Genomic DNA, 18,205 nt, shown 5'->3' on the forward strand with positions numbered 1-18,205 from the left:
GATCCTATGCGCGGTGCGGGGTGCGGGCCGACTCACCAGGGTCGCTCGACGTCCGAGCCGCCGCCCGGCTCGTCGCCGCCCTGGTCGTACTGGTCCTGCTGCTGCTGCTCGGTCTGGGCGCCCTGGTTCTGCTCCTCGAGCTGCTCCTCGGGCGTCTGCGGCTCGTTCCCCTCGCCTTCGCCCTCGCCCTCGCCCTGCTCCGGGTCCTCGATCTTCTCCTCGATGCGCGGCACGGCGGCCTCGAGCTGCGCGGCGGTGTCGGCCTCGCCCTCTCGCGGCTCGTCGTGGCATCCCTCGGGGGTCGCGCCGATGAGCGCGAGCGCCTCGTTGTAGAAGGCGTTCGCGCCCTCTCGGTCGTCGCCCTCGCGCGCCGCGTCGCCCTGCTTCTCGATCGCGGTCGCGAGCGACGCGACGATGACGCAGTGCTCGTGCACCTGGCTCGCGGTGACGGGCTCGCCGTGGAGCCGCAGCGACTCCTCGAGCTTCGCCCTGCCCTGCTCGAGCTCGCCGCCCATCGTGAGCGAGACGCCGAGGCTGAACGGCGCCTTCCACGGCTCGACCCAGTTCCAGAGCTCGAGCCCGCGCGCCGCCTCTGCGGCCTGGCCGTACGCGCGGCTCTCGAAGCGGTCGACCGCGGTCTGCGAGAGCGCGCTGACGCTGATGAGCTTCGTCGAGACGACGAGCACCGCGAGCGCGACGGGGATGAGCCCGAGCATGAGCCACCAGCGCAGCCTGCGGCGCTGGCGGTCGGTCAGCACGCGGCGCGGCCTCGGCGGGATCGGGACGGTCACGGCGCCTCCGTCGGCAGGATGCCGCGAGTGGAGCGGAGGGAGCGAGCGAGGCTCAGCCCCTCCCACGCGAGCAGCAGCGCGATCGGCAGGCCGAGGATCCACGCGACCTCGAGCCGCGCCTCCTCGGTGCGGTCGAGGTTCGCGGCGCCGTCGAGCGCGGCCATGGGCCCGAGCGCGTCCGAGAGCGGGAGCCCGGGCTGCCGGTGCAGGTAGCTGATGCCGAGCTCGCTCGCGATCGACTGCAGCTGCCCCTCGTCGATGCGGCTGACCGCGTCGCCGCCCGCGGGATCCTGCAGGTAGCGGTCCTCGTTCGGGTTGAAGCTCGAGACGCGCATCCGCCCGCCCTGCTCCGTGCCGTAGCCGAGCACGAGGCCGCGGTCGACGAGCCCGCCGAGGTCGGCGAACGACTGCGGCGGCTCCTCGGCGGTGTGCTCGCCGTCGCCGAGGTAGAAGACGATCGCGGGCGAGCCGGGATCGGCCGCGGCGGAGCGCTCGAGCTCGGTGCGCAGCAGGTCGTGCGCGGCCGCGACCGACGTGCCGCGGGACTGCTGCGCGATCTCTGGCCGCAGCGCCCGCACCATCTCGATGACCGCGGAGCCGTCGTCCGTGAGCGGCACGCGCAGCAGCGCCTGCGAGTCGAACGAGATGACCGAGATGTCGGCGCCCGCGAACGAGCGCGCGATCTCGACGACGTCCTCCTGCATGCCGGCGAGCCGCGACTCGCTCCCCCAGTCCTCCGCGGCGACCGATTGCGAGGTGTCGACGACGACGAAGACGCGGGCGGAGATGGATGCGGTGGGCACCTCGCCGCCGGGCAGCGCGGGGCGGAAGGCCATGGCGATCGCGAGCGCGACGAGCAGGGAGCGGCGCAGCCAGGCGATCCGACGGCCGCGCGCCGCGACGAGCTGCCACACGCACAGGGCGAGCGCGAGCGCGCCGACGATCGCGACGAGCACGGGGAGCGTGGGGTGGAACGTGATCACAGCCTGGCCCTCCACGCCATCGCGACGACGCCCGCGGCGAGCAGGAGCACGACGAGCGGCAGCGCGCCGGGCCGGTCGACGACCTGGATCTGCGGCGGCGTCTCGATGTAGCCGGCCTCGATCGCGTTCACCCGGTCGACGATCTGCGGCACGGTCTGGGCGAAGTCGAGCGCGAAGTACGCGCCGCCGGTGCCCTCGGCGATCTCGCGCAGCTCTTGCGAGGCCATGTCGCCGCCCCAGTCGAAGGGGTTGATCGCGTACACGCGCACCTCGTTGTCGACCGCGAGCTGTCCGGCTTGCGGGAGGGTGAAGATCTGCTGCCCGTTCACGACGTTGTCGGTCGCGAGGATGATCGACCGCGGGCGCTCGCTCGCCTCGAGGTCGGCGAAGTCGAGCACGCACGACGCGAGCCCGTCGCCGACGAGCGAGGCGCCGAGGCCGCTCGCGGTGCCGGCGAGGTAGTTGAACTGCTCGTCGGGGCCGAGCGTGCCGGTGAGCGCGCGCACGTAGCGGCCGAGCTGCTCCTGGATGTAGTCGTAGTCGCTCGTGAGCGGGAAGGCCATGACGCTCGACGCGTCGAAGATGCGCATGCCGATGCGCTCGCCGTCGAGCGACGCGGCGATGTCCTGGTAGACGCCGAGGATCTCGGCGTCGACGTCGACCATCGAGCCCGAGACGTCGAGGCACAGCACGATGTCACGCTTGTAGTCGTCCTCCTGGTTCGCGTGGACGCCGGAGGGACGAGCGGCGACCGCGCCGGCGACGGTGAGCCCCGCGAGCGCCGCGACGAGCGCCGCGCCGATCCAGAGCCGGTAGCGCGTGAGCGCGCCGCGGAACGCGGGCAGCGCCGTCATCCGGTCGACGTGCGCGACCGGCAGGCCCCGGTCGCGACGGCGCTTCGGCAGCAGCAGCCCGACGATCGCGAGCGCGAGCCCGACGACCACCACGATCGGCAGCAGCCACGGCCAGAGCAGGCTCACATCCACGTCGCCACCACCTGCCGCGCCGCGCCGAGCGCCGCCTCCGGGTCGTGCTTCGCCGCTCGCCGGAACGACGCCGGGTAGTACTGCGCGACCGCGCCCTCGACCGCGGGGAGGTCGGCGTCGCGCAGGTCGCGGAGGGTCATGACCTCGGCGACGACGCCGGTCGACTCGTGCGCGAAGAAGCGCAGCACGAGGCTCAGCCGCTGCGCGAGCTCGCGCGGGCCGATGTCGCCGGCCGCGTGCTCGGCGGCGACCTCGTCGATCATGCCGAGGTACTTCTCCTTGACGCTGCGCACGTCGATCGGGACGACGGGCGGGGGCGGAGGCTCGAGGATGCCCCGCGGACGGGTGTAGAGCCACGCGAAGGCGTAGGCGGCGACGACCGCGGCGAGCGCGAGCGCGCCGAGCAGCCACCACGGGCCGTAGCCGAACGGGCCGTAGGTGTCGGGCGCGGGCAGTCCGCCGAGCTCAGCGACGCGCACGCCGGTGCCTCTCGAGCAGGCGGAAGAGCCCGCCGATCGCGGTCGCGCTCGAGCCGATGCGCACCGAGGCGATGCCGAGCGAGCGCAGCCCCGCCTCGAGCCGCTCGCGGCGCAGCGCCGACTGCTCGTCGAATGCGCGGCGGAGCCCCTTGTCGCGGCGCAGGAACGACGGCAGCCCGAGCCCCGTGTCGACCCCGACGAGCTCGCGGTGGTCGCCGGCGCGCGCCATGAGGTCGGCGTCGCCGACCGAGACCCACAGCACCTCGTGGCGCGTGTGGAGGCGGCCGAGGTGCACGTCGAGGTCGTGCGTGTAGGCGAGGTCGTCGGCGATCACGACGATGAGCGAGCGCCGGCGCATCCGCCGCACCGCGTGCTCGAGCACCCCCTCGAGCCGCGAGAGGGGGCCGTCGATCGAGACCGCCTCGTCGATGCGCCGCAGCATGCGCTCGAGGTGCGCCTCCGAGCCGCCCTCCGGCATGCTCTCGGTGCGCTCCGCGTCGCCCATGAGCAGAGCGACGCGGTCGCCGTGCCGGGTCGCGAGGTAGCCGAGCACGCCCGCGACGAGGATCGCGATCTCGCGCTTCGACTCCCCCGACTCGGCGATCGCGGCCATGTTGCGGCCCGAGTCGACGACGAGCAGCACGTTGTGCTGGCGCGAGGCGATGTAGCGCTTGATGAGCGGCACGTGGCTGCGCGCGGTCGCCTTCCAGTCGATGTCCTTGACGTCGTCGCCCGGCTGGTACTCGCGCAGGTCGTCGAAGTCGTGGCTGCGGCCGTGGTGGATCGACTGGTACTCCCCCTCGAGCAGCTCGAGGGTGCGACGGTGCGCGTGAATCGACATGGTCGTCTTCACCTTTCGCAGCTGTCGCTCCATGACCGGTCCTACGGGGTCCGCACGGCGCCGAAGATGGCGTCGATGATCTGCTCGGTCGTCACGCCGTCGGCCTCGGCCTCGTAGCCGAGGATGAGGCGGTGCCGCAGCACGGGGTGGCGGAGGTCCTTGACGTCCTCCGGGATCACCCAGTCGCGGCCCTGCACGAGCGCGATCGCGCGCGCCGCTTGCGAGAACGACAGCGAGCCGCGCGGGCTCGCGCCGTACTCGATGTAGCCCGCGAGCTGCGCGCCGATGTAGTCGGCCGCGTGGCGCGTCACGTACATGAGCTGCACGACGTAGTTCGTGATCGCCTGGTCGACGTAGACGCGCTTGACGAGCCCCTGCAGGAACCGCACGTCGTCGAGCGTCGCGACGGGCTCGCCGTGCCCCTGCTCGAACACGCCCGACTCGGCGCGCCGCACGATCTCTGCCTCCTCGGTCGGCGACGGGTACGTGAGCACTTCCTTGAGCAGGAAGCGGTCGAGCTGCGCCTCGGGGAGCGTGTACGTGCCCTCCTGCTCGATGGGGTTCTGGGTCGCGAGCACGAGGAACGGCTGCGGCAGGGGGTGCGTCTCGCCGCCGATCGACGTCTGCCGCTCCTGCATCGCCTCGAGCATCGCCGACTGCGTCTTCGCGCTCGAGCGGTTGATCTCGTCGAGCAGCACGAAGTTCGCGTGCACGGGGCCGAGCTGGGTGCGGAACTCCCCCGTGTGCTGGTCGTAGATCTGCGTGCCGACGATGTCGCTCGGCAGCAGGTCGGGGGTGCACTGGATGCGGTGGAACGAGGCGGAGACGGATCTCGCGAGGGTCGCGGCCGCGGTCGTCTTCGCGAGCCCGGGCACCGACTCCATCAGCACGTGGCCGCCCGTGAGGAGCGCGACGAGCAGCGAGCGCAGCAGCTGGTGCTGGCCCACGACCGTCGACTGGAACGACTGCTCGATCGAGCGGATGATGCCCTTCGCGCGCTCGAGCTCCTCGGGCGTGATGGGGTCCCGGCCGGGGACTGCTGTGGACACGCGCGCTCCTATCGGTGGCGGTCGGTGGGTGGGCGGTCGGTGGGTGGGCCGTCGTCGGGTGGGTCGTCGTCGGGTGGGTCGTCGTCGGGTCTGCCGATGCTGGTCGGCGGTGCCGCCTCGGTCACGCTACCGGCTCGCGCCGTGCGCGGCCGATGACATCGCCGTGCCTACGCGGGCTGCGGCGCGCGTCGCCCGGTCGCGGCGATCGCCGCGACCGCGATCGCCGCGATGAGCGGCAGCATCGCGAGGTTGAGCCCCGCGTAGCCGACGAGCCCGAGGATCGGTCCGGCGGTCGCGCCGGCCCCGGCGCCCGCGAGCCCCATCACGAGGTCGGAGCGGCCCTGCAGCGCGGGGCGCAGCGGCGGCTCGACCGCGGCGGCGACGAGCGTCGAGCCGGCGACGGTCGCCGCGCTCCAGCCGAGCCCGAGCAGCGCGAGGCCGACGGGCGCGAGGTCGACGGGCAGGGCGAGGTTCGAGGCGATCGAGAGCAGCAGAATGCCCGCGCCGACGAGCACGGTCGAGCGGGCGCCGACGCGGTCGGTGAGCCAGCCGAAGACGGGCGAGAGCGCGTACATGCCGGCGGTGTGAGCGCTCATCGTGAAGCCGATGACGCCGAGGTGCTGGCCCGCGTGGTCGAGGTGCACGGGCGTGAGCGCCATGACGCCCACCATCGTCGCGTGCGCGGCGGCGACCGCGATCACGGCGGCGAGCGCGCGCGGGTGCTCGGCGAGGCGGAGGCGCGGCGCCGCGCCCCGGACGGGCACGCCGATGCGGCTCTCGAGCAGCGGGTCGGGCCGCAGCAGCGTCCAGAGCACGACCGCGACGACCGCCATCGCGACGGCGCTGATGAGGTAGGCGCCCACGAGCGGCGGCAGGCCGAGCCCGATGCCGAGCGCATCGCCGGGGCCGATGAGGTTCGGGCCGACGACGACGCCGATCGTCGTCATCCAGACGACGAGCGAGAGGTCGCGGCCGCGGTGGCGCGGGGTCGAGAGGTCGGTCGCGGCGAAGCGCGACTGCAGGTTGACGGCCATCGCGCCGCCGAGCACGAGGAAGCCGGGCAGCACGATCACCGCCGAGCCGAGCGTGCCGCCGACCGCGAGGGTCAGCGCGCCGGCGAGCGCGAGCAGCGCGCCGCTCGTGAGCGCCACGCGGCGGCCGCGGCGCTGCGCGAGCCGCGCGAGCGGCACCGCGAGCGCCGCGCCGCCGAGCGTCAGGAGCGTCGCGGCGAGACCGGCGAGCTCGTCGCGGCCCGTGACTTGGGCGACGAGCAGCGAGCCGACGCCGAGCGCGACGCCGTTCGAGAGCCCGCCGAGCGCCTGCGCGAGCGAGAGCACGGCGAGCGTGCGACGCTGCGCCGGGTGCTGCAGCTCCGGCTGCCCCGGCTCCGCCTCCAGGGGCGCGCTCACCTCAGGCGGTGACGACCTGGGCCTCGCCCGCGGGCAGGCCCTGCTCGTCGGCGATGCGGCGGGCCTCCTCGATGAGCGTCTGCACGATCTCCGCCTCGGGCACCGTCTTGACGACCTCGCCCTTGATGAAGATCTGCCCCTTGCCGTTGCCCGACGCGACCCCGAGGTCGGCCTCGCGCGCCTCGCCGGGGCCGTTCACGACGCATCCCATGACCGCGACGCGCAGCGGCACCTGCACGTCCTTGAGCCCCTCGGTCACCGAGTCGGCGAGCGAGTAGACGTCGACCTGCGCGCGGCCGCACGAGGGGCACGAGACGATCTCGAGCTTGCGCTCGCGGAGGTTGAGCGACTGCAGGATCTGCATGCCGACCTTGATCTCCTCGACCGGCGGCGCCGAGAGCGAGACGCGGATCGTGTCGCCGATGCCCTCGGAGAGCAGGATGCCGAACGCGGTCGCCGACTTGATCGTGCCCTGGAACGCGGGGCCGGCCTCGGTGACGCCGAGGTGGAGGGGCCAGTCGCCCCGCTCGGCGAGCTGGCGGTAGGCCTTGACCATCACGACGGGGTCGTTGTGCTTGACCGAGATCTTGAAGTCGTGGAAGTCGTGCTCCTCGAACAGGCTCGCCTCCCACACCGCCGACTCGACGAGCGCCTCGGGCGTCGCCTTGCCGTACTTCTCGAGCAGGCGCGGGTCGAGCGAGCCGGCGTTGACGCCGATGCGCAGGCTCACGCCGGCGGCCTTCGCGCGCTTGGCGATCTCGCCCACCTGGTCGTCGAACTTGCGGATGTTGCCCGGGTTGACGCGCACGGCGGCGCAGCCCGCGTCGATCGCCTGGTAGACGTACTTCGGCTGGAAGTGGATGTCGGCGATGACCGGGATCTGGCTCTTCTTCGCGATGATGTGCAGCACATCCGCGTCGTCCTGGCTCGGCACCGCGACGCGCACGATGTCGCAGCCGGTCGCGGTGAGCTCGGCGATCTGCTGGAGCGTCGCGTTGATGTCGGTCGTCTTCGTCGTGGTCATCGACTGCACCGAGACGGGCGCGTCACCGCCGACGAGCACCTTGCCGACCTTGATCTGCCGGGTCTTGCGTCGGGGCGCGAGCGTGAGCGGCGCGGGGCTCCCGAGGTTGATGGCTGCCATGCGCTCAGCCTACGCGGCGGGGCTATGACGATCGCCTGCCGCGCTGCGCGCCGCCCGACCGGCTGGCAGGATCGTCGGGTGATCACGGCAGCGGCAGACGGCTCCTCCCTCGGCAACCCCGGCCCCACCGGTTGGGGCTGGTACATCGACGAGGCGCGCTGGGCCGCGGGCGGGCAGCGCATCGGCACGAACAACATCGGCGAGCTCTCGGCCGTCGTCGACCTGCTGCGGCAGACGCGCGGCGTCGACGAGCTGCTCATCCTCTGCGACAGCCAGTACGTCATCAACTCGGTGACGAAGTGGATGGCCGGTTGGAAGCGGAAGGGCTGGCGGAAGGCCGACGGCAAGCCGGTCATGAACCGCGAGCTGCTCGAGGAGCTCGACCGGCTGATGGCCGAGCGGAAGGCCGACGGCGGCACGGTGCGCTTCGAGTGGGTCAAGGGCCACGCGGGCCACCCGCTCAACGAGGCGGCCGACCGGCTCGCGAACGGCGCGGCGGCGGCCTACCAGCGGGGGGCGGTGCCGGATGCGGGACCCGGGTTCGGGGGCGTGACCCCGGCAGCGGTGCCCACGCCGTGCGCGGCGGAGGCGACCGGCGCGCGAGCGCCCGCCGACGCATCCGCCACGACCGCCGCCGCGGCCCCCGCGTCGCCCGACCTCTTCGACGGCTTCGACTTCCTCACCGACACGCCCGCCGAGGCCGAGGTCGTGCGGCTCGAGCGCTCGCTGCTGAGCGACGAGGTGCGCGCAGATCCCGCGAGCGTCGCGGCGCTGCTGCACCCCGAGTGGGAGGAGATCGGTGCCTCGGGCCGCCGCTGGAGCCGCGAGGAGCTGCTCGCCGAGATCGCGCCGCTGCCGGAGCGCACCGAGCTCGAGGTGCTCGCGACGCACGAGCTCGGCGACGACGCGCTGCTGCTCGTGTGGCGCTCGGTGGGCGCTCGCAGGAGCGCGCTGCGCAGCTCGCTGTGGGTGCGCGTCGGCGGGCGCTGGCGGCAGCGCTTCCACCAGGGCACGCCGGAGGCTTGAGCGCTGGAGCTGAGAGCGGAGGCCCTTTCGGGCCTCCGCCGCGACGCCAGCTCCGGGGCCCGTCTCGGGCCCCGGGAACCGCGGATCCCGGCGAGCCCTGCCTCGGTCAGCCCCCGAACAGCGCGATCGGCTTGACGATGTCGGCGTAGATGAGCAGCGCGCTCATGATGCCGAGCAGGCCCGTCACGACGAGCGTGACCGGCACCCACTTCGCGGTGTCGAGCGGCGTCGCGACCGTGCCGCGCAGCCTCGCCCAGCCGCGCCGCACCGCGTCGACGACCGCGCCGAGGATGTGGCCGCCGTCGAGCGGCATGAGCGGGATGAGGTTGAACACGAACAGCGCGACGTTGAGGCTCGCGAGCAGCTGCACCATCGCGCTGATGCGCTCGAGCACCGGCACCTGGTCGAGCGCCGCGATCTCGCCCGCCATGCGGCCGACGCCGACGACCGACATCGGGCCGTTCGGGTCGCGCTCCCCCGGCCCGAACGCCGCCGCGGCGACGTCGACGAGCCGCTGCGGCAGGTTCACGATGAGCTGCCCGACGCGCCAGACGTTGTCGCCGACCGCCGGCAGCACCGCCGATGCGGGCTGCTGCGCGACCTCGTACTGCGGGCCGACGCCCGCGAAGCCGACCGTCTCGGTGCGCTGCCGACCGTCGACCTCGACGGGATCGCCGCGGTCGTCGAAGACGTAGCGCTCGGTCGCGAGCGGCGTGAGCTGCAGCGCCTGCCGGGCGCCGTCGCGCTCGACGACGAGCTCGACCCGCTGCCCCGCGAGGTCGCGGATCGCGGCCTGCACGTCATCCCAGCTGCCCGCGGGCTGCCCGTCGATAGAGACGATCGTGTCGCCGGGCTGCACGCCGGCCTCGGCGGCGGGCGCGAGCGGGTCGCCGGGCTCGCACTCCGCCCGCTCCTCCGAGGCCGCGATGACGCACTCCGAGACGCTCGCGACGGTCGTCGAGGGCACCGCGATGCCGAAGCCGCACAACACGATCGCGTAGAGCACGACCGCGAGCACGAGGTTCATGAGCGGCCCGCCGAGCATGATGGCGATGCGCTTCCACGTCGCGAGGCGCCAGAACGCCCGCTCCTCCTCGCCCTCGTGGATCGTCTCGGCGCTCGAGTCGCGCGCGTCCTGGACGAGGGCGTCGAAGAAGCCCGTCGACGCATCCCTCGACTCGCCGCCGACCTTGAGCGGCGGGAACATGCCAGACATCGAGATGTAGCCGCCGAGCGGGATCGCCTTCACGCCGTACTCGGTCTCGCCGAAGCGCTTCGAGAACAGCGTCGGGCCGAAGCCGATCATCCACTGCCCGACGCGCACGCCGAAGAGCTTCGCGGGCACGAGGTGGCCGATCTCGTGCAGGCCGATCGAGACGGCCAGGCCGATCACGACGACGAGCACGCCGACGACGTACAGCAGCACGGCTTCCATATCGCCCGCCAGGCTACTGCCGGTGCCTATCAGCCGTGCACGCGGATGCGGTGGCGCGCATAGGCGACGCGGCTACCGTCACTCGCATGCCAGCTCGAGCCCGCCGCGCGGTCGCCGAGCGCGTCGCGCCCGGCGGCGACGCGCTCGGCCTCATCGCGGGCCTCGTGGGCGTCGCGCTCGTGGTGCTGCTCGTCTTCGTCGCGACTCGGCCCCCCGCCGGGCCCGTGCCGCCCCCGCAGTCGGCGCGCGTCGAGGGCGAGCTGCCCGCGCGGGTCGGCGAGTGGCGCGGCGCGCAGCTCGAGAGCGCCGCGATCGTCATGCGCGCGGGCCGCGACCTGGGCCTCGGCGAGCGCGACGTGCAGCTCGCGGTCATGACGGCGATGGGCGAGTCGAGCCTGCGCGTGCTCGATCGCGGCGACGAGGCGGGGCCCGACTCGCGCGGCCTCTTCCAGCAGCGCGACGGCTGGGGGCCCTACGAGGTGCGCATGGATGCGTACGGCTCGGCCGTGCTCTTCTACCGGGCGCTCGCGCGCGTCGAGGGCCGCGACGCGATGGCGCCGACGCGCGTCGCGCACGCGGTGCAGATCAACCGCGACCCCGACCACTACGCGCGCTGGTGGGACGACGCCGGCGAGGTCGTCGCGGCGATCGACGCCGCCGACGTGCGCGTCGTGCTCGACCGCTCGGGCTGACGCCCGCCCCGAGCGCCGCGTGCAACCCCCGCTCGATCCTCCTGGGCTCGACGCAGGCCGCGCGGCAGCGCCGCGTCAGCCTCGCAGTCGCTTCCGCATGTGCACGTCCGTCTCCGTCGCGGTGCGGCGCACGCCGTCGCGGTCGACGTACTCGTACGTCGTCGTCGAGCGCTCCCCCGTCTCGACGTAGCCCAGGCGGCGGTAGAGCGCGGCCGCTCTCGGGTTGTCGACGCCCACGCCGAGCTCGACGAGCGTCGCCCCCATCGCCGCCGCCTCCCGCTCGGCAGCGCCGATGAGCGAGGCGCCGATGCCACGGCCGCGCGCGACCTCGTCGACGAAGAGGTGGCGCAGCTCGGGCACGTCGCCGAGCACGAGCACGCCAGAGCCGAGCGGCTCGCCGTCCTCGAGCGCGACGAGGAAGAGCACCTCGCCCGCCTCCTGCCGGCGCAGATGCGACGCGGCCACAGCGGCGCCGGGAGGCTCCGACGCCGCGAGCCTCGACGCATCCGCCGCCGTCGCTCGTCGGACCTCGACCGTCACCGGCCGACGCCGCAGATCTCGTCCGCGGCCCGGCGCGCCCAGCGCTCGGCCTGCAGCACGTGCTCGACCGTCAGCTCGCCCGGCTCGTGCTGCTCGAGCACGCGCTCGACCGCGGGCAGGATGTCGAGGAAACCGATCTCGCCGAGGTGGAAGGCCTGCACCGCCTGCTCGTTCGCGGCGTTGAAGACGGCCGGGAACGTCGAGCCGGCCCGCCCGACGCGCTTCGCGAGCGCGACCGACGGGAACGCATCCTCGTCGAGCGGCTCGAACGTCCACGTCGACGCGCGCGTCCAGTCGAGCGGCGCGCCGACGCCCGCGACCCGGTGCGGCCAGTCGAGGCCGAGCGAGATCGGCAGCCGCATGTCGGGCGGCGAGGCCTGCGCGATCGTCGAGCCGTCGACGAACTCGACCATCGAGTGCACGATCGACTGCGGGTGCACCGTCACGTCGATGCGATCGAAGGGCACGTCGAACAGCACGTGCGCCTCGATGACCTCGAGCCCCTTGTTCACGAGCGTCGCCGAGTTCGTCGTCACCATCGGGCCCATGTCCCACGTGGGGTGCGCGAGCGCATCCGCGGGGCTCACCGCCGCCATCCGCTCGCGCGACCAGCCTCGGAACGGACCCCCGGATGCGGTGAGCACGAGCCTGCGGACCTCGCGCGCGTCGCCCGCGAGCAAGCACTGCGCGATCGCCGAGTGCTCGGAGTCGACCGGCACGATCTGGCCGGGCTCCGCGCGCTGCATGACGAGGTCGCCGCCCGCGATGAGCGACTCCTTGTTCGCGAGCGCGAGCACCCGGCCGGCGTCGAGCGCGGCGAGCGTCGGCGCGAGGCCGACGGAACCGGTGATGCCGTTGACCACGACGTCGCACTCGACCGACTCGATCATCGTCACCGCCGCGTCGGCGCCGAGCGCGGCCTCACCGCCGAACTCCGCCTGCTGCGCCTCGAGGCCCGCGCGGTCGGTGCCCGCGACGAGCCCGACGGCCTCGAAGCGGCCCGGGTTCGCGCGGATGACATCGAGCGTCTGCGTGCCGATCGAACCGGTCGAGCCGAGCACGATCACGCGCCGGCGCATCAGCGCACCTCCTCGGCGTCGGCGGCCCGCTCGTGCTGCGGGACGACCTCGCCGCCCGCGACGATCGTCGGCTCGTGCAGCACCGGGAAGGCGACGGAGGATGCGATGAAGCAGTCGCGACCCGCTTGCCCGTGCGCGTCGAGCGCATCCGCCGCTCGCGCCGCGTCGGCGATCGTCACGACCGGGCGCAGCACCGCTCGCGTGAAGCGGCCGCCCGTGCCGCTCGTCTCCATCTCGCCCGTCGCCGCATCGCGGTAGGCGGTCACGACGATGCCGCGACTCGCCGCCTGGTGGAGGTAGCTGAGCATGTGGCACTGCGCGAGCGCGGCGAGGAGCAGCTGCTCGGGGTTGTGGCGCTCGCGGTCGCCGCGGAACGTCGGGTCGGCGGAGCCGAGGATGTCGGGGAGGCCCTCGACGCGCACGACGTGGTCGCGCGTGTAGGAGCGGTAGGTCGCGGTGCCGTCGGCTCCCGCTCCCGTCCACTCGACCTCGACGGCGTAGGCGTGGCGCATCGGCATGGCTCCAGCGTAGGCGCGGCCTGCCGGGAGCGCCCGCTCGCGCGCGCTCGGGCGTAGGATCGGCGGCATGACTGACACCGTCGCCACCGCGCCCTCCCGCTCGATCGTCACGGAGATCCCCGGCCCGAACAGCCGCGCGCTCCTCGAGCGGAAGGCAGCGGCCGTCCCCCAGGGCATCCCGCACCAGCTGCCCGTGTTCATCGCGGAGGCGCACGACGCGATCATCACCGACGTCGACGGCAACCGCTTCATCGACCTCGGCTGCGGCATCGGCGTCACGACGATCGGCCACACGAACGACGCCGTCGTCGCCGCGGTGCGCGAGCAGGTCGGGAAGCTCACCCACTCGCTCTTCGGCACGACGCCCTACGAGCCCTACGTGCGCGTCGCCGAGTACCTCGGGAAGCACACGCCCGGCGACTTCGAGAAGAAGACGTTCTTCGTCAACTCCGGCTCGGAGGCCGTCGAGAACGGCGTCAAGATCGCCCGCAAGTTCACGGGCCGCCGCGCGGTCGCCGTCGTCGAGCACGGCTACCACGGCCGCACGAACCTGACGATGACGATGAACTTCAAGCCGGCGCCGTACGCGACGGGCATGGGCCCGCTCGCCTCCGACATCTTCCACGCGCCGGGCTCCTACCCGCTGCACGACGGCCTCGACGGCGCCGAGGCGGCCGAGCGCACCCAGTACTACCTCGAGAAGCACGTCGGCGTCTCCGACCTCGCGTGCCTCGTCATCGAGCCGATCCAGGGCGAGGGCGGCTTCATCGTGCCCGCCGACGGCTACCTGCCCGCGATGCAGGAGTGGTGCACCGAGCACGGCGTCGTGATGATCGCCGACGAGGTGCAGTCGGGCATCTCGCGCACGGGCGCGACGTTCGCGTCGTCGCTGTTCGGCTGGGAGCCCGACATGGTGCTCTCGGCGAAGGGCATCGCGGGCGGCATGCCGCTCGCGGGCGTCACCGGCCGCGCCGAGATCATGGACTCCGTGCACACCGGCGGCATCGGCGGCACCTTCGGCGGCAACCCCGTCTCGTGCGCCGCGGCCGTCGCCGTCTTCGAGCAGATCGAGGAGCACGACCTCAACGCGCAGGCGCAGCGGGTCGAGCGCGTGCTGCGCCCCCTGCTCGACGAGCTCGCCGAGCGCCACGAGGAGATCATCGAGGTGCGCGGTCGCGGCGCGATGCTCGCGATCGAGCTCATCGACCCCGCCTCGGGCGCCCCGATCCCGACCGCGCCCATCTCGAAGGCGTGCGGCGAGGACGGCGTGCTCGTGCTCACCGCCGGCACCGACTACAACGTGCTGCGGTTCCTGCCGAGCCTCGCGATCACCGACGACCAGCTGCGCGAAGCGGTCGACGTCATCGATCGCGCGATCGCGAGCACGAAGGCCGCGTGATGCTGATCGGCGTCCCGCGCGAGACCAAGACCGACGAGGCGCGCGTCGCGCTCACCGCCACCGGCGCGACCGAGCTCGTCGCGCGCGGCCACGAGGTGCTCGTCGAGACCGGCGCGGGCGTCGGCAGCGGCATCACCGACGAGGCGTTCGAGGCGGCCGGAGCCCGCATCGTGGCCACGGCCGAGGAGGCATGGAGCGCGCAGCTCGTGCTCAAGGTCAAGGAGCCGGTCGGTCCCGAGCTCGACCTCCTGCGCGACGACCTGACGCTCTTCGCCTACCTGCACCTCGCGGCGGCACCCGAGCTCGCGCAGGCGCTGCTCGACCGCGGCACGACCGCGATCGCGTACGAGACGGTGCGCGCGCCCGACGGCTCGCTGCCGATGCTCGCGCCGATGAGCGAGGTCGCCGGCCGCCTCTCGGTCGTGCAGGGCGCCTCGCTGCTCACCGCGCCGCAGGGCGGGGCCGGGCTGCTGCTCGGCGGCGTGCCGGGCACCCGCGCGGGCCACACGGTCGTGCTCGGCGGCGGCGTCGCCGGGACCGCGGCGGTCGAGATGGCCGTCGGGCTCGGCTCGCGCGTCACGGTGCTCGACGTCTCGCTCCCGCGGCTGCGCCAGTTCGACACCGTCTACGGCGGCCGCGTGCAGACGCTGCACTCGAACCGCGTGACCGTCGACGAGGCCGTCGTCGACGCCGACCTCGTGATCGGCTCGGTGCTCATCCCGGGCGCGAAGGCGCCCAAGCTCGTCACGAGCGAGATGGTCGAGCGGATGCGTCCCGGCTCCGTGCTCGTCGACATCGCGATCGACCAGGGCGGCTGCTTCGCCGACTCGCGGCCGACGACGCACGGCGACCCGACGTTCGACGTGCACGGCACCCTGTTCGCGTGCGTCGCGAACCTCCCCGGCGCCGTGCCGCGCACCTCGACCGAGGCGCTCACGAACGCGACGCTCGCCGCGACGCTGAAGCTCGCGGACCTCGGCTGGCGCGACGCGCTGCGGGCCGACGCGGGGCTCGCGGCTGGCCTCAACACGACCGGCGGGCGGGTCGCGCACGAGGGCGTCGCCTCGGCGCTCGGGCTTCAGTCCGCATCGGTGGCGTCGCTGCTCGGGTAGCGCAACCTCGCGAAGCGCCCGTCCTGGAGCAGCCAGGCGGGCGCTTCGCGCATCGGCGGCGCGGGCGGCGCGTGCCGCAGCACCTGCCGCAGCGCCCGCTCGTCGACCCCGAGCACGACGACCGGCCGCTCGGCGCGCAGCCGGTCGAGCTCGCCCCACGCCGCCTCCCACTCGGCGACGGAGCCGACGACCGCGGTCGCGCTCGTGCCGGGCGCGGGTCGCGGTGCGCCGCCGAGCGCGAGCGGGAGCTCGACCCCCGCGCCGCGCACGACCGCGATCGGACCGATCGGCATCGGCACCCACGCCGGTTCGCGCCGCGGCGCGGGCGCATCGGGCAGCGCGAGCTGGACGCGCTCGTCGGCGAGCCACCCGGCACCCGGCGGCAGGCTCGCGTCGTGCAGGGCGCCAGCACCGCCCGCGACGATGTGCTCCTGGCGGCTCGCGATGCGCAGCAGCACGCGCGTCTCTGCGAGGGCGGCGACCTGGCTCATCGCGCTCGAGATGCGCCGCGCGGTGAGCGCGACCGCGCCGCCCTCGCGCATGCGGCGAAGCAGCAGCTGCACGGCGATAGCCTGCTGCGCCTCGCCAAGCCGAGCGAGCTGCAGGTCGAGGTCGTCGACGACGAGCGCGCCGTACCCTCCAGGCGCTGCGCCCTCCTCGAGCGCATCCCACAGCGCGTCCTCGCGGTCGACGACGGCGGCTCCGAGCTGGCCCGCGACGAGGTCGGCGAGACTCGAGCGGCCGCTGCCAGCACCGCCGATCGCGAGCAGGGGCCCGTCGGTCGCGGGGCGCCACCGCACGGGATCGATGGCCTGCCGCGCGGGCCGGTCGACGAGACCGAGCCGCACGCCGCCCCCTGCGCGATCGCCGCGCGCGTCCGCGCCGTCGAGCGGCACGGCAGCGAGCCGCACGCGGGCCGGCAGCGGCTCGCGCCACGGCCGCGGCGGCCTCGCCATCGTCGCGGAGGCCGCGACGAGCCGCTCCAGGAGCGCGGGCGACGCGAGGGCGGCTTGCGCGAGCCGGGTCGCCCCGCCGCTCACGCGCACGACGCAGCGGCCGCGCGCCTCGAGCGGGATCGCCGCCGCCTCCGGGCTCCCGGTCACCGCGACGGCGTCGGCCTCGGAGGTCACGCGCAGCGAGATGCGGATGCCGCAGTTGGCGAGCAGCGCGTCGCGCACCGCGTCGGCGGGCCGCTGGGTGCACAGCACGACGTGCACGCCGAGCGAGCGGCCGCGCGCCGCGAGGTCGACGAAGAGCCGGTGCAGGTCGGGCAGCTCGTCGAGCATCGCGGCGAACTCGTCGACGACGATGACGAGCCGCGGCAGTCCCGTCGCCTCCTCGATCGAGCGCGCGCCCCGTTCGGCGAGGGCTCGCTCGCGCCGCCGGAGCTCTGCTCGGAGGCTCTCGATCGCGCGCCGCGCGCCCGCCTCGTCGAGGTCGGTCATGACGCCGACGACGTGCGCGAGCGCGTGCAGCGCGGCGAACGACGCACCGCCCTTGAAGTCGACGAGCAGGAACGACACGTCCTCGGTCGAGCGGCCCGCCGCCATCGCCGCGACCCATGCGACGAGCAGCTCGCTCTTGCCGGCGCCGGTCGTGCCGCCCACGACGGCGTGCGGCCCGTCGCGCACCAGGTCGAGCGGCATCGGGGTGTCGGCGACGAGGAACACCGCCTCGAGTCCGCCCTCCCCCGGTGGCAGCGCGTCGAGCTCGACGCGGCCGGGCAGCCCGCTCGCGCGGCGGAGCCCAGCGTGCTCGGCGGCGAGCGCGAGCGTGCGAGCGACGCTCGCGGCCTCCCTCGCGCTGAGCGCCGTCGGCACGACCTCTCGGCCTGCGAGCCGCGCGGCGTCGAGCGCGGCGCGCACGACGACCCGGCACTCGCGCGGCAGGAGCGCCGGCGCCGACGCGATGGCGAGCGTGACGTCGACGTCGTCGCCGACGACGCGCACGTGGTGGCCGGGCTCGCGGTGCACGGGGTGCGGGACGGGCGCGAGCCAGTCCCAGGCCTCGTCGTCGGGCGCGATCACCTCCGCCTCGTCGGGCGCGACGGCGTCGAGCACCTGCACGAGCGCCGCGCGGGCGAGCGCGATCGCGATGGCGGGCGGGCCGACGAAGCCGATCCCCTCGCGCGCGTCGACCGTCACGGGCCCCTCGACGACCGATGCTGCCGAGCGCAGCCGCGCCGCCTCCTCGGCCGCGCCCAGCCGCAGCGCGGCGGGGTCGGCCGCCGGGACGACACCCTCGACGACGATCCCCGAGGGCAGCGCGCCGACGCCCAGCACGATGTCGAGCGGTGCCCCGCGCTCGCGCCGCCAGCGGTGCGGGTCGTGCGGCGGGCGCGCGGCGATCCGGCGGGCGTCGGGATGCGCGACCTCGAGCTCGCGCCGCCGCTCCGCGACCGCGCGGTCGATGCGCTCAGCGGCATCGGCGACCTCCGCTCGCCAGCGCGCCGCCTCGCGGCGAGTCCGCGCCCTGCGCACGCGCCGGCCGTCGCCGAGGCTCGCGAGCGCGATCACCGGTCCGAGGAGCGCGAGCACGAGCACCGTCGGCGTCTGCAGCAGCAGCCACATCGCGATCGCACCGAGCACCGGCGCGAGGCTCGCGAGCAGCGGGAACGACGCGGGCTCCGGCTCGACGGGCGGGCGCGGGAGGTCGATGCGCGTCTCCATGGCGGCAGGGTGCCGCTCGAGCGCGGCACCGCGCAGCGCCACGGCGCGGGGCT

At 74.3% G+C, this 18,205-nt stretch carries 17 protein-coding genes; 4 read left to right on the plus strand and 13 right to left on the minus strand.

What is annotated here, in order from left to right:
• Positions 1-32: 32 nt before the first annotated feature.
• The 8 genes from JSQ78_RS04700 to ispG all read right to left on the minus strand — a co-directional run bounded on the left by JSQ78_RS04700 (position 33) and on the right by ispG (position 7,682).
• On the minus strand, positions 33-791 hold the full coding sequence (locus tag JSQ78_RS04700; protein WP_211449785.1) for a hypothetical protein: 759 nt from the start codon (positions 789-791) through the stop codon (positions 33-35).
• On the minus strand, positions 788-1,789 hold the full coding sequence (locus tag JSQ78_RS04705; protein WP_211449787.1) for a VWA domain-containing protein: 1,002 nt from the start codon (positions 1,787-1,789) through the stop codon (positions 788-790). The genes JSQ78_RS04700 and JSQ78_RS04705 overlap by 4 nt, the downstream gene beginning before the upstream one ends.
• Positions 1,771-2,760 carry a vWA domain-containing protein gene (locus JSQ78_RS04710; RefSeq protein WP_211449789.1) on the minus strand — a complete coding sequence of 330 codons (990 nt, stop codon included), beginning with the start codon at positions 2,758-2,760 and terminating at the stop codon, positions 1,771-1,773. The genes JSQ78_RS04705 and JSQ78_RS04710 overlap by 19 nt, the downstream gene beginning before the upstream one ends.
• Complete coding sequence (locus JSQ78_RS04715; protein ID WP_211449791.1) at positions 2,751-3,239, minus strand: hypothetical protein; 489 nt, start codon at positions 3,237-3,239, stop codon at positions 2,751-2,753. Before JSQ78_RS04715 ends, JSQ78_RS04710 begins: the two co-directional genes overlap by 10 nt.
• The gene (locus JSQ78_RS04720; RefSeq protein ID WP_211449792.1) at positions 3,226-4,113 is read right to left on the minus strand and encodes a DUF58 domain-containing protein; all 888 of its coding nucleotides are present in this window, start codon (positions 4,111-4,113) and stop codon (positions 3,226-3,228) included. Before JSQ78_RS04720 ends, JSQ78_RS04715 begins: the two co-directional genes overlap by 14 nt.
• Positions 4,114-4,121: 8 nt before the next feature.
• On the minus strand, positions 4,122-5,129 hold the full coding sequence (locus JSQ78_RS04725) for an AAA family ATPase (RefSeq protein WP_211449794.1): 1,008 nt from the start codon (positions 5,127-5,129) through the stop codon (positions 4,122-4,124).
• A gap of 167 nt (positions 5,130-5,296) precedes the next feature.
• Positions 5,297-6,538, minus strand: a complete 1,242-nt coding sequence (locus JSQ78_RS04730) for an MFS transporter (RefSeq protein WP_249295922.1) — start codon at positions 6,536-6,538, stop codon at positions 5,297-5,299.
• Between the two features lies 1 nt (position 6,539).
• Positions 6,540-7,682, minus strand: a complete 1,143-nt coding sequence (ispG, locus tag JSQ78_RS04735; protein ID WP_211449796.1) for a flavodoxin-dependent (E)-4-hydroxy-3-methylbut-2-enyl-diphosphate synthase — start codon at positions 7,680-7,682, stop codon at positions 6,540-6,542.
• Between the two features lie 24 nt (positions 7,683-7,706).
• On the opposite strand from ispG, the gene JSQ78_RS04740 reads away from it, so the two are divergent.
• Positions 7,707-8,708, plus strand: coding sequence for a ribonuclease HI family protein (locus JSQ78_RS04740; protein ID WP_211449798.1), 1,002 nt, complete (start codon positions 7,707-7,709; stop codon positions 8,706-8,708).
• A 106-nt stretch (positions 8,709-8,814) separates the two neighbouring features.
• On the opposite strand, the gene JSQ78_RS04745 is transcribed toward JSQ78_RS04740, so the two are convergent.
• Positions 8,815-10,143, minus strand: coding sequence for a M50 family metallopeptidase (locus JSQ78_RS04745; protein WP_211449800.1), 1,329 nt, complete (start codon positions 10,141-10,143; stop codon positions 8,815-8,817).
• 86 nt (positions 10,144-10,229) lie between these two features.
• Between JSQ78_RS04745 and JSQ78_RS04750 the strand changes: the two genes are divergently transcribed.
• Positions 10,230-10,835 carry a hypothetical protein gene (locus JSQ78_RS04750; protein WP_211449801.1) on the plus strand — a complete coding sequence of 202 codons (606 nt, stop codon included), beginning with the start codon at positions 10,230-10,232 and terminating at the stop codon, positions 10,833-10,835.
• Positions 10,836-10,910: 75 nt separating this feature from the next.
• Here the strand turns inward: JSQ78_RS04750 and JSQ78_RS04755 are convergent, their stop codons facing one another.
• The 3 genes from JSQ78_RS04755 to JSQ78_RS04765 are packed head-to-tail and all read right to left on the minus strand — an operon-like array spanning position 10,911 to position 12,972.
• The gene (locus JSQ78_RS04755; protein WP_035254752.1) at positions 10,911-11,375 is read right to left on the minus strand and encodes a GNAT family N-acetyltransferase; all 465 of its coding nucleotides are present in this window, start codon (positions 11,373-11,375) and stop codon (positions 10,911-10,913) included.
• On the minus strand, positions 11,372-12,454 hold the full coding sequence (dxr, locus tag JSQ78_RS04760; RefSeq protein ID WP_211449803.1) for a 1-deoxy-D-xylulose-5-phosphate reductoisomerase: 1,083 nt from the start codon (positions 12,452-12,454) through the stop codon (positions 11,372-11,374). Before dxr ends, JSQ78_RS04755 begins: the two co-directional genes overlap by 4 nt.
• The gene (locus JSQ78_RS04765) at positions 12,454-12,972 is read right to left on the minus strand and encodes an OsmC family protein (protein WP_211449804.1); all 519 of its coding nucleotides are present in this window, start codon (positions 12,970-12,972) and stop codon (positions 12,454-12,456) included. The genes dxr and JSQ78_RS04765 overlap by 1 nt, the downstream gene beginning before the upstream one ends.
• Positions 12,973-13,039: 67 nt before the next feature.
• On the opposite strand from JSQ78_RS04765, the gene JSQ78_RS04770 reads away from it, so the two are divergent.
• Together JSQ78_RS04770 and ald are read left to right on the plus strand one after the other, a co-directional pair.
• Complete coding sequence (locus tag JSQ78_RS04770) at positions 13,040-14,371, plus strand: aminotransferase class III-fold pyridoxal phosphate-dependent enzyme (RefSeq protein WP_211449806.1); 1,332 nt, start codon at positions 13,040-13,042, stop codon at positions 14,369-14,371.
• Positions 14,371-15,483, plus strand: coding sequence for an alanine dehydrogenase (gene ald, locus JSQ78_RS04775; protein WP_211449808.1), 1,113 nt, complete (start codon positions 14,371-14,373; stop codon positions 15,481-15,483). The genes JSQ78_RS04770 and ald overlap by 1 nt, the downstream gene beginning before the upstream one ends.
• On the opposite strand, the gene JSQ78_RS04780 is transcribed toward ald, so the two are convergent.
• Positions 15,450-18,152, minus strand: coding sequence for an FtsK/SpoIIIE domain-containing protein (locus JSQ78_RS04780; RefSeq protein ID WP_211449810.1), 2,703 nt, complete (start codon positions 18,150-18,152; stop codon positions 15,450-15,452). The two genes, ald and JSQ78_RS04780, sit on opposite strands and share 34 nt — an antisense overlap.
• Positions 18,153-18,205: the final 53 nt, after the last annotated feature.

Origin of the sequence: Agrococcus sp. Marseille-Q4369, assembly GCF_018308945.1 — a bacterium.
GTDB lineage: Bacteria > Actinomycetota > Actinomycetes > Actinomycetales > Microbacteriaceae > Agrococcus.

Bases quoted from the DNA above. Each gene is read 5' to 3' on its own strand.
- JSQ78_RS04740 (WP_211449798.1), top strand. From the start codon at position 7,707: ATGACGATCGCCTGCCGCGCTGCGCGCCGCCCGACCGGCTGGCAGGAT.
- JSQ78_RS04750 (WP_211449801.1), top strand. From the start codon at position 10,230: ATGCCAGCTCGAGCCCGCCGCGCGGTCGCCGAGCGCGTCGCGCCCGGC.
- ispG (WP_211449796.1), bottom strand. From the start codon at position 7,682: ATGGCAGCCATCAACCTCGGGAGCCCCGCGCCGCTCACGCTCGCGCCC.
- ald (WP_211449808.1), top strand. From the start codon at position 14,371: ATGCTGATCGGCGTCCCGCGCGAGACCAAGACCGACGAGGCGCGCGTC.
- JSQ78_RS04745 (WP_211449800.1), bottom strand. From the start codon at position 10,143: ATGGAAGCCGTGCTGCTGTACGTCGTCGGCGTGCTCGTCGTCGTGATC.
- JSQ78_RS04770 (WP_211449806.1), top strand. From the start codon at position 13,040: ATGACTGACACCGTCGCCACCGCGCCCTCCCGCTCGATCGTCACGGAG.
- JSQ78_RS04720 (WP_211449792.1), bottom strand. From the start codon at position 4,113: ATGGAGCGACAGCTGCGAAAGGTGAAGACGACCATGTCGATTCACGCG.
- JSQ78_RS04780 (WP_211449810.1), bottom strand. From the start codon at position 18,152: ATGGAGACGCGCATCGACCTCCCGCGCCCGCCCGTCGAGCCGGAGCCC.
- dxr (WP_211449803.1), bottom strand. From the start codon at position 12,454: ATGCGCCGGCGCGTGATCGTGCTCGGCTCGACCGGTTCGATCGGCACG.
- JSQ78_RS04765 (WP_211449804.1), bottom strand. From the start codon at position 12,972: ATGCCGATGCGCCACGCCTACGCCGTCGAGGTCGAGTGGACGGGAGCG.